Origin of the sequence: Nocardia sp. CDC159 (genome assembly GCF_023740735.1) — a bacterium.
In the GTDB taxonomy this organism is placed as follows: domain Bacteria; phylum Actinomycetota; class Actinomycetes; order Mycobacteriales; family Mycobacteriaceae; genus Nocardia; species Nocardia pulmonis.
The window spans coordinates 188107-201660 of sequence record NZ_JAMRXH010000012.1 but is presented as its reverse complement, the minus strand read 5'-3'; the positions used below and the strand labels follow the sequence as shown (position 1 = coordinate 201660).

16 protein-coding genes are annotated in these 13554 nt (G+C 68.5%); 6 read left to right on the top strand and 10 right to left on the bottom strand.

Translation table 11 applies throughout. From position 1 onward, the window contains the following. Window positions 1-212: 212 nt before the first annotated feature. From rpmF to mrf, 3 genes are read right to left on the bottom strand one after another with little or no spacing between them, the layout of a single operon-like run. Window positions 213-386 carry a 50S ribosomal protein L32 gene (rpmF, locus tag NDR87_RS24990; RefSeq protein WP_251913113.1) on the bottom strand — a complete coding sequence of 58 codons (174 nt, stop codon included), beginning with the start codon at window positions 384-386 and terminating at the stop codon, window positions 213-215. Window positions 387-389: 3 nt separating this feature from the next. Beyond that, window positions 390-674 (bottom strand): type B 50S ribosomal protein L31, encoded by a 285-nt coding sequence (locus NDR87_RS24985; protein ID WP_251913111.1) that lies wholly within the window; start codon window positions 672-674, stop codon window positions 390-392. A 4-nt stretch (window positions 675-678) separates the two neighbouring features. Next, window positions 679-1977, bottom strand: coding sequence for a ribosome hibernation factor-recruiting GTPase MRF (gene mrf, locus NDR87_RS24980; RefSeq protein ID WP_251913109.1), 1299 nt, complete (start codon window positions 1975-1977; stop codon window positions 679-681). 131 nt (window positions 1978-2108) lie between these two features. Here mrf and rpmB point away from each other — a divergent pair, with 131 nt between their 5' ends. The 4 genes from rpmB to rpsR are packed head-to-tail and all read left to right on the top strand — an operon-like array spanning window position 2109 to window position 3108. Then, on the top strand, window positions 2109-2345 hold the full coding sequence (gene rpmB, locus NDR87_RS24975; RefSeq protein ID WP_251913107.1) for a 50S ribosomal protein L28: 237 nt from the start codon (window positions 2109-2111) through the stop codon (window positions 2343-2345). Beyond that, entirely contained in the window at window positions 2345-2509 is a 165-nt protein-coding gene (rpmG, locus tag NDR87_RS24970; protein WP_251913105.1) for a 50S ribosomal protein L33, read from the top strand. Before rpmB ends, rpmG begins: the two co-directional genes overlap by 1 nt. Beyond that, window positions 2509-2814, top strand: coding sequence for a 30S ribosomal protein S14 (rpsN, locus tag NDR87_RS24965; protein ID WP_251913103.1), 306 nt, complete (start codon window positions 2509-2511; stop codon window positions 2812-2814). The genes rpmG and rpsN overlap by 1 nt, the downstream gene beginning before the upstream one ends. A gap of 39 nt (window positions 2815-2853) precedes the next feature. Further along, window positions 2854-3108, top strand: coding sequence for a 30S ribosomal protein S18 (gene rpsR, locus NDR87_RS24960; protein ID WP_251913101.1), 255 nt, complete (start codon window positions 2854-2856; stop codon window positions 3106-3108). A gap of 46 nt (window positions 3109-3154) precedes the next feature. Here the strand turns inward: rpsR and NDR87_RS24955 are convergent, their stop codons facing one another. After that, entirely contained in the window at window positions 3155-3721 is a 567-nt protein-coding gene (locus NDR87_RS24955; RefSeq protein WP_251913099.1) for a LysM peptidoglycan-binding domain-containing protein, read from the bottom strand. A 194-nt stretch (window positions 3722-3915) separates the two neighbouring features. On the opposite strand from NDR87_RS24955, the gene NDR87_RS24950 reads away from it, so the two are divergent. Beyond that, complete coding sequence (locus NDR87_RS24950) at window positions 3916-4377, top strand: hypothetical protein (protein WP_251913097.1); 462 nt, start codon at window positions 3916-3918, stop codon at window positions 4375-4377. Between the two features lie 234 nt (window positions 4378-4611). Here NDR87_RS24950 and purH read toward each other — a convergent pair whose 3' ends face one another. The 6 genes from purH to sucC all read right to left on the bottom strand — a co-directional run bounded on the left by purH (window position 4612) and on the right by sucC (window position 11900). Then, entirely contained in the window at window positions 4612-6174 is a 1563-nt protein-coding gene (gene purH / locus NDR87_RS24945; RefSeq protein ID WP_251913095.1) for a bifunctional phosphoribosylaminoimidazolecarboxamide formyltransferase/IMP cyclohydrolase, read from the bottom strand. Further along, the gene (purN, locus tag NDR87_RS24940) at window positions 6171-6803 is read right to left on the bottom strand and encodes a phosphoribosylglycinamide formyltransferase (RefSeq protein ID WP_251913093.1); all 633 of its coding nucleotides are present in this window, start codon (window positions 6801-6803) and stop codon (window positions 6171-6173) included. The genes purH and purN overlap by 4 nt, the downstream gene beginning before the upstream one ends. Window positions 6804-6893: 90 nt before the next feature. Further along, entirely contained in the window at window positions 6894-8324 is a 1431-nt protein-coding gene (locus NDR87_RS24935) for a DUF6350 family protein (RefSeq protein ID WP_251913092.1), read from the bottom strand. 205 nt (window positions 8325-8529) lie between these two features. Next, window positions 8530-9621, bottom strand: a complete 1092-nt coding sequence (locus NDR87_RS24930) for a DUF5336 domain-containing protein (protein ID WP_251913091.1) — start codon at window positions 9619-9621, stop codon at window positions 8530-8532. 184 nt (window positions 9622-9805) lie between these two features. After that, window positions 9806-10720: a succinate--CoA ligase subunit alpha gene (gene sucD / locus NDR87_RS24925; RefSeq protein WP_251913090.1), complete on the bottom strand. Its 915-nt coding sequence runs from the start codon at window positions 10718-10720 to the stop codon at window positions 9806-9808. A 13-nt stretch (window positions 10721-10733) separates the two neighbouring features. Next, window positions 10734-11900 (bottom strand): ADP-forming succinate--CoA ligase subunit beta, encoded by a 1167-nt coding sequence (gene sucC, locus NDR87_RS24920; protein ID WP_251913089.1) that lies wholly within the window; start codon window positions 11898-11900, stop codon window positions 10734-10736. Between the two features lie 519 nt (window positions 11901-12419). Here sucC and NDR87_RS24915 point away from each other — a divergent pair. Further along, complete coding sequence (locus tag NDR87_RS24915; RefSeq protein ID WP_251913088.1) at window positions 12420-13544, top strand: M23 family metallopeptidase; 1125 nt, start codon at window positions 12420-12422, stop codon at window positions 13542-13544. Window positions 13545-13554: the final 10 nt, after the last annotated feature.

Sequence of the window (13554 nt, the reverse complement as noted above, 5' to 3'; positions counted from 1 at the left end):
CGAGCAGACTTTTTCGTTGCTGAAAAACGTACTAGCAGTACGTAATTCAGAATGCAGCTATTTGCCCGTTACCGCAATCGTCGCCGTTCGTCGTCATTGCCCGTGACGAGCCGATAACCAACTCGTCGCTGTACTCGGACAAATCCGCCAAACTGACGCAGGCCGTCCGACCGGAAACTCCTTCGCGCCGCGCCGCACCAGCACATTCCCCGCTACAGCTTCTCGGGATCGATCAGCCCCCGCCGCACGGCCGCGACCAGACGCCGGGGCACCTTGCGCACCACCCCGTCGACCCGGACCGGAACCAGGTCCGGCGGCGTCGCCTTCCAGTTGGCCCGTCGGCTGCGGGTGTTCGCCCGCGACATTCGCCGCTTCGGCACCGCCATGTCTCAGCTCTCCTTCCGCGCGGCCGGATCGGCCTGGGCGCGTACCCGTTTGCCGTACTTGCGTTCGAACCGCTCCACCCGCCCCTGGGTGTCGAGCACGCGGTTGGCACCTGTCCAGAACGGATGCGAATCGGCGGTGACGTCGACGGTGATGAGCGGATAGGTGTTGCCGTCGGACCACTCCACGGTCCGGGTGCCGGTCGCGGTGGACCGGGTGAGGAAGCGCTTACCGGTGCTCGCATCCTCGAATACGACCGGGTGGTAATCCGGATGAATTCCCGACTGCACGGGCCTACCTTTCGTTCGCGCGCTGCTCACCCACCGGTGAGACGCTGGTTTCGCTTGTGTCGCAAGGGTCTTCGTGCCAATCACCAAACGGGTCCTCCCACTGCGCGACCAGTTCGGGCGCCCCGCGCAGCAGCATCAGCTCGGCCTCGTCGAGCAGGGCCCAGTGCAGGGCGTGGCGGATCTCGTCGGCATCGGCGTCGCGGGTCAGGATCACCAGCGAGATATGGCGATCGCCGAAGTGCTCGTCCCAGTGCAGCGCGGCCAGCGCTCGGCGATCGGGATCGACACTCGCCAGTTCCTCCGCATCCATTGCGGCCAGCCAACGTCCGGCGCTGCCCACCCGCAGCCCGGCCCCGGCCGATTCGAGCCACACCACCTCGTCGGGCTGGGTGGCCAGCCAGATCCGGCCGCGCGCGGTGACCACACCGTCGAACAGCACATCCAGCGCCTCGTGCAAGCGCCCCGGATGGAAGGGACGGTCGGTGGCGAATTCGATCAGTTCGACCCCGGATTCGGTGTGCAGCGGCGGCTGGCCGCGCAGCAGTGGGGCGTGCGCGTCGAAGCGACGGCCGCGCCGGGAATCGGCGGGAATCGCCTGCAGCAGACCCTCGATCTCACCCGTGCTCAGCATGGCCGGATCGCCCACCCAGACCAGCGGGGCCCGCGGAATCAACCGCTCCAGCACCGCGCCCAGCTGCTCGCGCTCGTGCACGGTCATGGCGTCGACCCCGAAAACCAGTGCGGCATCGGCGAAGTCGACCTGGCCGACGGCAACCTGCGCGACCGTCCGCTCGTCGTCGGCATCGGCCAGGCCGCGCTCGGCGAGGCTCTCGTCACTCAGCGCATCGGCCAGCCAGCCGCGCCCGTCCAGACAGGTCAGCACGGCCTCGATGCGCACATCGCGCCCCGCCGGACCGTCCACCCGGCCCACCACACCGGCGACCGGAACCTCCTCGATGGCATGGCATACCGCCTCGGCCTCGAAGGCCGGATCCAGCGCGATCACGATGCGCCGCACCGAATCTCGCGCCGCCAGCAGACACAGCAGCGGCAGCAGATCCGCGCGCAGTGTGCAGGTGACGCATCCGTGCGCGAGCTCGTGCACGGAGGTGGTCTCCCGCCCGTCGGCGAATACGGTCCGACGGACGATCCCCTCACGCAACTCCGTCAGATCGTGCCGCACCACGACGGTGCCGGGCGTGTCCCGCAGCATCCGCGCCACATGGTCCACGCCGGTCGTCGCGAGGCCCTCGAAGCCGGCCAGCACCACCACGGGCGTGCGGCGGTCGGGATGAGACAGCACCGGAACCCCTTTCGACAATGATTTTCATTTCCTATCGAGCCACGCTACAGTGTCGAGCGACCGTTGTCGAAAATGATTGTCGTTTGTGGTGTGCACGACGAGCGCCGCGCTGCCACGCCGAGGAGGGAAGCATGTCGGCCCACTGCCAGGTCACCGGGCGCAAACCGGGCTTCGGCAAGTCCGTGTCGCACTCGCACAAGCGGAACAGCCGCCGCTGGAACCCCAACATCCAGCACCGGACCTACCACCTGCCCAGCGAGGGCCGCCGCATCACGCTGACGGTCTCGGCCAAGGGCATCAAGACCATCGACCGCGACGGCATCGAGGCGGTCGTCGCCCGGCTGCGCGCGCGAGGGGAGAAGATCTGATGGCTCGCAACGAGATTCGGCCCATCATCAAGCTGCGGTCCACCGCGGGCACGGGCTACACCTACGTCACGCGCAAGAACCGGCGCAACGATCCCGACCGGATGATCATGCGCAAATACGACCCGATCATCCGCAAGCACGTCGACTTCCGCGAGGAGCGCTGATGGCCAAGAAGTCCAAGATCAACCGCAATGAGCACCGCAGGGCCGTCGTCGCCCGCTACGCCGAGCGGCGCGCGGAGCTCAAGGAGCTCATCCGCAAGCCGTCCACACCCGACGACCAGCGGGCCTTGGCGCAGCTAGCCCTGCAGAAGCTGCCGCGCGATGCCAGTCCGGTACGATTGCGCAATCGGGACGCCACGGATGGCCGCCCCCGAGGGCATCTCCGCAAATTCGGCCTTTCCCGGGTCCGGGTTCGTGAGCTGGTCCACCGAGGGGAGCTGCCCGGAGTGCGTAAATCGAGTTGGTAGACCTCCGCAGATCTCGCGAGTGAGTAAGGAACCGCTGACATGCCAGTGAAGCGATCACCGTCGAAGAAGGTCCGCGCCGAGCAGGCGCGCCGCCCGAAGAAGAACCCGCTCATCGCCGCGGGCGTCGAAACCGTCGACTACAAGGACGTGAACCTGCTGCGCACGTTCATCTCCGACCGCGGCAAGATCCGCAGCCGCCGTGTCACCGGCCTCACCCCCCAGCAGCAGCGACAGGTCGCCATCGCGGTGAAGAATGCCCGCGAGATGGCCCTGCTGCCGTTCACCAGCCGCTGAGTCCAACGCGAAGGCCCCGACGTTCGCACGTCGGGGCCTTCGTTGTTCACGGAATCGTCAGGACCTGCCCCACATCGATCGCGTCCGGATTGTCGATGCCGCTGGCCTGGGCGATCTCGCCGTAGCGATTGCCGTCACCGTAGAAGCGCTCGGCGATGGCCCACAGGGTGTCGCCGGGCTCGACGGTGTAGGTGCGCGGCTCGGGGGCGGGCGGCGGGGGCGCCTGCTCGGCGGCCGGTTCGTTCACCGGAGCGGCGGCCGCCTCCTCGACCTGGATCGGATTGTCGGTGTTGGTGCCCGAGGCCCACACCGCGCTGCCGTCCTTGCCGTACAGCACCACATTGCGATCGGCCTGCACGACCAGCCGATCGACCTCCTTGCCATCGGTGTCGGTGGCCCAGGCCGGGCCATCGTCGGAGTACAACACGAAGTTGCCGTCGTCCTGCAGGACCGCGCGCTTGACGCCCTGCTCGTGGGTATTGGTGGCCCACACCACACCGCCGGGCTCCGACAGCACCAGATTGCCGTCGTTCTGCAGCGTCAGGGTGTACGCACCACCCTGGAGGGATTGGCCGAGACCGAGTTCATCGCCTACGTTCAGCGTGTCGCCCATCGGAGGGTCCTTTCGGGACAGGGTTTCGCTTGCTCATAAGTCGATGGCGCAGAACTGCATTCGCTCATCGTTTGCAGACACTACTGTTCGGTACCCGCCCGCGCACCGATTACGCGCAGTCGTTGTCGAAAGTTCACTGTCGGGCCGGACACATCCGGACAGTGCCCGCGATCGACCCACTAGGGTGGGTGGCCATGAAACCGATCTCGGGCTCGCGGCGCGCGGTCGCGGCCGCCGCCACCCTGCTCACTCTCCTGGTCGCAGGCTGCGGCCAGGCGAACAACGATGGCGCACAGGGGAATACGAGCGCGAACCCGACCTCCACACCGAGCACGCCGACCGAACAGACCACCCCGCAGCCCGGCCGGGCGTTCACCGCGAATCCGGCGATCGTCAATTCGCGTCCGGTCCCGTTCGACAGCTGGACCCGCGTCGCACCCGATCGGATCGCGGTCAACTTCCAGATCGGCTCGCCGGAATGCTATGGCGTGGACGCGAGTACGAACGAGACCGACAGCACGGTAACAGTCGAGTTGCGGGCAGGCACGCTGCCGGAGGCGGTCGGGCGGATGTGCACGATGATCGCCGTATTCGGCACGCTGGAGATTACACTGAAGCAACCATTGGGCAACCGAAAGGTGCTCAGCGCCAGGTGAATACACTCACCTCGAAATTCGGAGTGATGTACCTCACAGCGAGAGATTCCACTGCGGTTATAGCGGTTCGGTCTACCGCACGGACCCCGCGGAAGTGGTACCTTCCCTGCTCTGTAGGCACCCGGCGTACGCGCCGGGATGACGAAACCTGGGAGTCGGGATGGCTATGGCCCGGCGCCTGGAAGACGAAGCCCCTGCGCGGAGACCACGTCCACGCAGGGGCTTCGATATATCTCAGTGCGCGAAGTGCCGCGCGCCCGTGAAGTACATCGCCACACCGGCCTCCCGGCAGGCGTCGATGGTGAGCTGGTCACGCACCGAACCACCCGGCTGCACAATGGCTTTCACACCGGCGGCGATCAACTGCTGCGGACCGTCCGGGAACGGGAAGTAGGCATCGGAGGCGGCCACCGAACCCCTGGCCCGCTCACCCGCCCGCAGCACCGCCAGATGCACCGCGTCGACCCGGTTGACCTGACCCATACCCACGCCGACCGAGGCGCCGTCGTGCGCGAGCAAGATCGCGTTCGACTTCACCGCACGGCAAGCGCGCCAAGCGAATTCGAGATCGGCCAGCGTGGACTCGTCGACCGGGTCGCCGGAGACCAGCGTCCAGTTGGCCGGATCGTCGCCCTCGGCGTCGACGATATCGGTCTGCTGCAGCAGCGCGCCGCCGCTGATCGGGCGCAGTTCCGCACCACCGCGGCGCGGCTCCTGGGCCACCAGGATGCGCACATTCTTCTTGCGCTGCAACACTTCCACCGCACCATCGGCGTAGCCGGGCGCCACGATCACCTCGGTGAAGATCTCGGCGACCTGCTCGGCCATCGCGACGCTCACCTCGCGATTGGCCGCGATCACGCCGCCGAACGCGCTGACCGGATCGCAGGCGTGCGCCTTGCGGTGCGCGGCGGCGATATCCGCGCCGACAGCGATGCCGCAGGGGTTGGCGTGCTTGATGATCGCGACCGCGGGGGCGCTGTGGTCCCAGGCGGCACGCCAGGCGGCATCGGCGTCGGTGTAGTTGTTGTACGACATCTCCTTGCCGTGCAACTGCTTGGCCTGCGCCAGACCCGCCGGGCCGGATTCGTTCACATACAGCGCCGCCGCCTGATGCGGGTTCTCGCCGTAGCGCAGCACTGTCTCCTGGGTCCAGGTGCCGCCCAGCCAGGCCGGGAAGCGCTGTCCCGCTTCGGGATCGGCCGCCAGCACATTGGTCATCCAGCTCGCCACCGCCACGTCGTAGCTCGCGGTGTGCTGAAAGGCCTTGGCCGCCAGGGTGGTTCGCTCGGCGAGGGTGAAGCCGCCGGACTTCACCGCGGCCAGCACGTCGTCGTAGTCACCGGTGTCGACGACCACCGCGACCGACGGATGGTTCTTCGCGGCGGCGCGGACCATCGACGGGCCGCCGATATCGATCTGCTCGACACATTCGTCCGGCGTCGCGCCGGAGGCGACGGTCTGGGTGAACGGGTAGAGGTTCACCACCACCAGTTCGAATGCCGCCACGCCCAATTCGGCCAGCTGCGCGGCGTGCTCGGGCTTGCGCAGATCGGCGAGGATTCCGGCATGTACCCGCGGGTGCAGGGTCTTCACCCGGCCGTCCAGGGTCTCGGGGAAGCCGGTCAGCTCCTCCACCTTGGTCACCGGAATTCCGGCGTCGGCGATGCGCGCCGCGGTGGATCCGGTCGACACCAGCTCCACGCCCGCGGCGTGCAGGCCGGTGGCCAGCTCGACCAGTCCCGTCTTGTCGTAGACGCTCACCAGCGCCCTGCTGATCGGCTTGCGCTCACTCACCGGAGAACTCGCTCATCTGGGATAACTGCCTTTCGTCCATCGGAGACAATGCCTCGGGTCGCGACGGCCGCGACGACCTGCGCGAGCAACCGCCGTTCGACGACCTTGATCCGCTCGTGCAGGGTGGCCTCGTCGTCGTCGGGCAGCACCGGCACCGCCTCCTGCGCGAGGATCGGGCCGGTGTCGACGCCCGCGTCGACCAGATGCACGGTCGAGCCGGTCACCCGCACCCCGTAGGCCAGCGCGTCACGCACCCCGTGCGCGCCCGGAAAGGACGGCAGCAGCGCGGGGTGGGTATTGACGATGCGGCCGCCGAAGCGATCCAGGAACGCCGGGCCCAGGATCTTCATGAAGCCCGCCGAGACCACCAGATCGGGCTCGTGGGCGGCCACGGCCGCGGTCAGCGCGGCGTCCCAGGCGGCCCGGTCGGGATGATCGCCCAGCGCCACCCGGAAGTGCGGGATACCAGCGGCGCGCGCGTGTTCGGTTGCGGCGCACGTCCGGTCGACGCCGACGGCCACGATGCGGGCCGGGTAGTCCGGTTCACCGGCGGCCTCGATCAGCGAGCGCAGCAGCGAGCCGGTGCCCGAGGCCAGCACGACGACGGACGCGGGCGCCGTCGGCGGCACCAACTGGGCGGGCGGGGTCGTCAGCGCTCTACTCCCTGTGTGCGGCGGGTGCGGGATGGCGGCGGCCAGTCCGGGCCGCCGCGTTAGAGCCTAACGACCGTCCACTTCGTCGCTGTCCGGCAGGTCCGCCTCCACCACCTCGGCATCGAGAATGTCGGAGCTCTCGGTGGTCTCGACGCGGGTGGACAGCGCCAGCGGCTCCTCGACCAATTCGCCGTCGACGACCGAGGTACCCGGCTCGGGCCGGTAGACGTAGCCGTCGTCGGGGTACTCCTCGGCGTAGTCGTCGTATTCGTCGTATTCGTCGTCGGGATAGTCGTCGTAGTCGTCCGCGTCGTGGTAATCCCCCGGCGGCAGATCGGCCGCGGGCGCGGCGAGGAACCACCGGGCCGCCAGCAGGCCGACATATCCCGCGGCGGCGGTCCAGACGAACGTCAATCCGGTGAACAGCCACACCCCGGGGCCGAGTTCGCCGAACGAGCCCGCCGCCCCACCGGCCGCGAGGCCGAGCACCGCCACGCCCGCCGCGGACAGTCCGGCCGCGGTCAGGGTGGCCCAGGGTGCGCGCACCCGATCGCCGGAGCCGCGGGCACATTCGCGTCCGGCCAGCACACCCACGACGATCGGGATCAGCAGCGCCACCGGCCACCACGCGGCCGCCGGCCCCTCGGGCACGGCGACCAGGATGGGCAGGGCGGGAATCGGCGCTCCGGTGATGCCGAACAGGCTCAGCGAGCCCGCGCCCAGATGGACGTCGGCGCCCACCAGCACGCTCGTCGCGTCGATCACGACGTTCGGCAGATAAGCCAGCGACAGCGCCGTCAGACCCACGACGCCCGCGAAATTGCCCGCCGCCCGGTAGGTCTCACCGATCCGCGACCAGTGCACCAGGAATGACACCAGGGTCAGCGCGGTTCCGGCGAACAGCAGCCGCTGCACCACCCGCAGCGCCGCCTGGCCGCCGGGCAGCACCCAGTCGGGCAGATAGGGCGTGATCAGCTCGGGCCGCCGAATGCCGATGCCGGCCGCCGCGGCCAGCAGATGCAGCCCACCCACGCAGCCGAAGGCGGCCAGGGTGTTCGGCGGCTGCAGCGCCACCACCGAGGAGGCGTCCTCGGCCACCGCCAGGCAGACCGCGGTGATCAGCAGCGGTCCCGACAGCGCCGCGCCCACGATCCAGCCGAGATCGGCGCGCGAGGACCGCGGTTCGACCGCCCGCGCACAGTCACGCGCGGCGAACCACACCACCACCCCGGTCGGCAGCAGCGGCAGCACTCCGAGCGAGGTCGTCCCGATCACCAGCGGAACCTGATGCACCGCAAGCCAACCGGCCGCGATCGCACCCGATGCCCCGGTCAGCCCGCCGTCCGCGGCGAACAACGTCGCGAGCACCAGCGCCACGATGGCGACCACGGTGAAACTCGACGTGCGCGCCGCGACAATGAGCAGCACCCGGGCCCGCTCGGGCGTCAGGGACAGAAAGATGTTGTCCTCGGGGGGATTCGGCTCGTCCGCGGTCACCGTCGATCCGGTCCGTCGCTGCCCGGACTCGTCCCACCTGACCAACGCCGACGACCTCACCTGCCCCTCCCGATAACCGTCCACCACGGGCGGCGAGTCGGAGGTCCACTCGTGAGCTTGCCCATGGGAATTCAGCGTGGCAGGTTTCCGCGCCGCCGCGAGTCAGGCGCGCCGCGCGGGCCCGACTCACCGGCGGCCGGAGGGGTTACTGCTTGTCGTCCTCCGGACGGAATGCCTTGGTGGCGTCCGCGGCCGGGTTCGAGTTCTGCTCGCCGCCGAACGGGCTGGACTGGGTGCTCTGCGGACCCGTCTGGCCCTGCTGGCCGTAGCTGGTGCTGCCGTACTGTTGCTGGCCCGGCTGCGCCGCGCCGAAATGCTGTGTGGCGCTCTCGTCACCGGCGGGCTGCTGCGCGGACCGCTGCGGCTGCGCCGCGCCGAAGGGCTGCTGCGCACCCTGCTGCCCGTAGGACGGCTGCTGGGTCTGGCCGTACTGCGGGGTCTGGCCGTACTGCTGCTGGCCGTACTGCTGCTGACCCGGCTGGCCGTAGGCGGGCTGCTGACCGTACTGGCCGTAGGCCGACTGCTGACCCGGCTGCTGACCGTAGGACGGCTGCTGGCCGTACTGCCCGTAGGCCGAGGGGTTCTGGCCGAACTGGCCCTGCTGCTGAGCCTGCTGGCCCTGGCCGTAGGACGGCTGCTGCTGGCCGTAGCCTCCCGGACCGCCGAATCCGCCCCCCTGCGGCGCGGCCGGTTTCGGGGCGGGCGGAGTCAGGATGCCGCCCTCGAACAGCACCGCCACCACCGCGGCCGCGGTCTGGACCAGGGCGAGGAACAGCACCACCCAGGCGCCCCACGCCAGGCTGTAGCCCTCACCGAGGCTGAACGACTGGAACAGCAGACCGAGGAAGCCCGCACCCGCCGCGGCCGCCGCCGCGCCGACCCAGTTCTGCTTGGGTAGCAGCGACAGTCCGGCCAGCAGGCCGCCGAGCAGCAGGAAAACCAACAGCGGCGAGATGCCACCGGCCTTGAAGAAGTTCGCGGTCTGCTCCGGAATGCGCAGTCCCAGCGCCGAGCCCTCGCCCGGGTTGTAGGTCGCATAGGAGGTGAAGCCGAGCAGGAAGTTGATGACGCCCAGCGCGGCGACACCGACGGTCAGATAGAACGGCAGCCCCTTGGCACTCGATTCACCGGCCGCCGTACCGGCACTGCCGCCGTTGCCCGGCTGCTGGCCGAAGCTGGGCGCGGAGGAGGGCGTCTGGGGAGCGTTGTACCCGGAGCCCCCGGTCGGGTAAGACATGGCGTCGTCTCCTATCGAGTCCTTCATGGTCTACACGGCTGGATGCCCTCTTGACGCTACTGCACTCGGGCGATCCGGTCACGGCGGCGGTTCGCACCGAACGCCCTGCATGGCCGCCGTCGGGCCCACGACGGCGAAGGCCGCCTCCCGACCAGGAGGCGGCCTTCCCTCGTTCGTCCACGAATCAGGCGTTGACAGCGGCCTTTTCGAGGATTTCGCGGGCCAGCGCGGCGGTCTCGGACGGCGTCTTGCCGACCTTCACACCCGCGGCCTCCAGCGCGTCCTTCTTGGCCTGCGCGGTGCCCGACGAACCGGACACGATCGCACCGGCGTGGCCCATGGTCTTGCCCTCGGGGGCGGTGAAGCCCGCGACGTAGCCGACGACCGGCTTGGTCACATTGGCCTTGATGTAGGCCGCGGCCCGCTCCTCGGCGTCGCCGCCGATCTCGCCGATCATGACGATCAGCTTGGTCTCCGGATCCTTCTCGAACGCCTCGATAGCGTCGATGTGGGTGGTGCCGATGACCGGGTCGCCACCGATACCGATCGAGGTGGAGAAGCCGAAGTCGCGCAGCTCGTACATCATCTGGTAGGTCAGGGTGCCGGACTTGGACACCAGGCCGATCGGGCCCTTGCCGGTGATGTTGGCCGGGGTGATGCCCACCAGCGACTCGCCCGGGGTGATGATGCCGGGGCAGTTCGGGCCGATGATGCGGGTCTTGTTGCCCTTCTCCACGTTGTAGGCCCACGCGTAGGCGGTGTCCTGCACCGGGATGCCCTCGGTGATGACCACGAGCAGCGGGATCTCCGCGTCGATGGCCTCGATGATGGCGTCCTTGGCGAACTTCGGCGGCACGAAGACGATCGAGACGTCGGCGCCGGTCTCCTTGATGGCCTCGGCGACGGTGCCGAACACCGGCAGCTCGATGCCGTTGCCGTCCTTGTCGGTGTGCGAGACGGTGGTGCCCGCCTTGCGGGCGTTGACGCCGCCGACGACCTGGGTGCCCGCCTTGAGCATCAGCGCGGTGTGCTTGGTGCCCTCGCCGCCGGTGATGCCCTGGACGATGACCTTGGAGTCCTTGTTGAGGAAGATAGACATTCTCGTTCGTCCTTTACTTGGCCGCGGCCAGCTCGGCGGCCTTGTCGGCGCCTTCGTCCATTGTCTGCGCCAGCGTCACCAGCGGGTGGTTGGCGTCGGCCAGAATCTTGCGACCCTCCTCGACGCGGTTGCCGTCGAGACGGACCACCAGCGGCTTGGTCGCCGAATCGCCCAGGATCTCCAGGGCCTTCACGATGCCGTTCGCCACGGCGTCACATGCGGTGATGCCGCCGAACACGTTCACGAACACGCTCTTGACCTGGGTGTCGCCCAGGATGACGTCGAGGCCGTTGGCCATCACCTCGGCCGAGGCGCCGCCGCCGATGTCCAGGAAGTTCGCGGGCTTCACGCCGCCGTGGTTCGCACCGGCGTAGGCGACCACGTCCAGGGTCGACATGACCAGACCGGCGCCGTTGCCGATGATGCCGACCTCACCGTCGAGCTTGACGTAGTTGAGGTCGTTCTCCTTGGCCTTGAGCTCCAGCGGATCGGTGGCGTCCTTGTCGCGGAACTGCTCGTGGTCCGGGTGGCGGAACTCGGCGTTCTCGTCGAGGGTGACCTTGCCGTCCAGGGCCAGGATCTCGTTGTCGGGGGTGCGGACCAGCGGGTTGACCTCGACCAGGGTGGCGTCCTCCTTGACGAACACCTCCCACAGCTTGGAGATGGTCACCGCGGCGGCGTCCAGGATGTCCTCCGGCAGGTGGCCCTGCTTCGCGATCTCACGGGCGAAGGCGAGGTCCACGCCCTTGGTGGCGTCGACGGGGACCTTGGCCAGGCGGTCCGGCTTGGTGGCGGCCACCTCCTCGATCTCCATGCCGCCCTCGACCGAGCACATGGCCAGGTAGGTGCGGTTGGCGCGGTCGAGCAGGAAGGAGATGTAGTACTCCGAGGCGATGTCCTTGGCCTCGGCGACCAGGATCTTCTTGGTGACGTGGCCCTTGATGTCCAGGCCCAGGATGTTCGACGCGTGAGTGAAGGCGTCGTCGGGAGTCGCGGCGTACTTCACGCCACCGGCCTTGCCGCGGCCGCCGGTCTTGACCTGCGCCTTGATCATCACGGGCTTGCCGATCTCGGTCGCGATCGCACGGGCTTCCTCGGCCGAGTCAGTGACCCGGCCTTCCGACGAAGGCACTCCGTGCTTCACGAAGAGCTCCTTCGCCTGATATTCGAAGAGATCCATGTACTCACCGTCTCGTCTGCGTTGTTGTGACAACGACTTCTGTTGGCGGCCCGTCGTCGGAGGCGGGTCGGCTCGGACTCTAATCAGTCACATGGACGCGAAATCAGCCGCATACAGCCTAAGTGGCGCAGGTCACGGGACCGCATCCGCGTCCACAAAACCCCTGGCCAAGCCTACTCGCGAGTAGCTTCTCGCCCGTGCGACGGATGAGCGGTCGCGACGGTATTTTTACGACAATTCGTCGTAGACGGACCTGCCGGGGTTACCCCCAGCACAGTTTCGTATTCCGTGCTGTTACCGTGATGAATCTCACATGTTTGACCGGATCGACCGTAGCGCTTGCTGACCTGCAATCGTTTCGTTACCGTCGATGCGGTCGATGTCACAGCACGGTCACGACTGGGGTCAGGGACTAGGAGGGACGGCAGGCTTGTTGCAGCACAGCGCTCCGCAGGTAGAGGGCCGCTCCGCAGGCGACTTGTCGACCGATCGGTTCCGTTCGAAACCGGGTTTCCGCCGATGAGCAACGGCCTGTTCCAACACAGTCAGCGCGCGCAGTCGGCCGGGCGCTATCGGCCCGAGGGCGAATCCTTCGACAACCATTCGTATTTCGGTGCGGCCGGATCGTTCGGCGGTTACGCCGCCCCGCGCGCCGATCACTTCGACGCCTGGCAGCACGAGCCCGCGAACGGCTGGAACGACGCCGACACCACGCACTGGGACGCCGCCGAGGACGCCTGGGACACGGGACATTCCGATGATTCCGGCTGGGATGCCTGGGACACCCACGACGACGATCAGCAGGCCGACGACGAGCCCTTCGACATCGCCCGGCTCGGAAACGCGTGGCCGCACAAGACCTCTCGCACCGACGGCGTGGCGGGACGCTCGAACAAACCCGGCGCTCGCCGATCCGGCGCCCATCGGATGCCCCCTCCCCCGGCCGCGCTGAAGGGCCGGGCGGCCGTGGTAGCCGTCGCCGCGGGCGCGGTCGTGGCCGCCGGGCAGGCCGGGATGGAGTCGGGCGGGCAGTCGCCCACCGCGACCACCGCCGACTACGAGGCCGCCGGTCAGGTACACGAGATCGCGGCCCAATCCCTCAGCACCGAAACCGAGGGCTCCCCCGCGCCGCAGGTGCTCAATGTCGCACCCGTCGCGGATCTGAGCCAGTTTCAGGACATCCTGCAGCACGGCCAGCAGTTCGCCGCCGAACTCGCCGCGCAGGAGGCCGCCAAGCTGCGGCCGCTGTTCTCGAAGTTCGCCAATGGCACCTTCACCTCCGGCTTCGGCAGCCGCTGGGGCGTCCAGCATCTCGGCGTCGACGTCGCCGCCCCCATCGGCACCCCCATCTACGCGGTCGAGGACGGCACGGTCCTCGACGCGGGTCCCGCCTCCGGCTTCGGCATGTGGGTCCGCCTCAAGCACGACGACGGCACCATCACCGTCTACGGCCACGTCGACACCGCCACGGTCTCGGTCGGCCAGCGCGTCATGGCGGGCGACCAGATCGCCACGGTCGGCAACCGCGGCTTCTCCACCGGCCCGCACTGCCACTTCGAGGTCTGGCTCCCCGGCGAGCACAAGATCGACCCCCTGCCCTGGCTGGCCTCGCGAGGCATTTCGCTGGGGCCCGAGCGCGACTGACGGCCCGCCA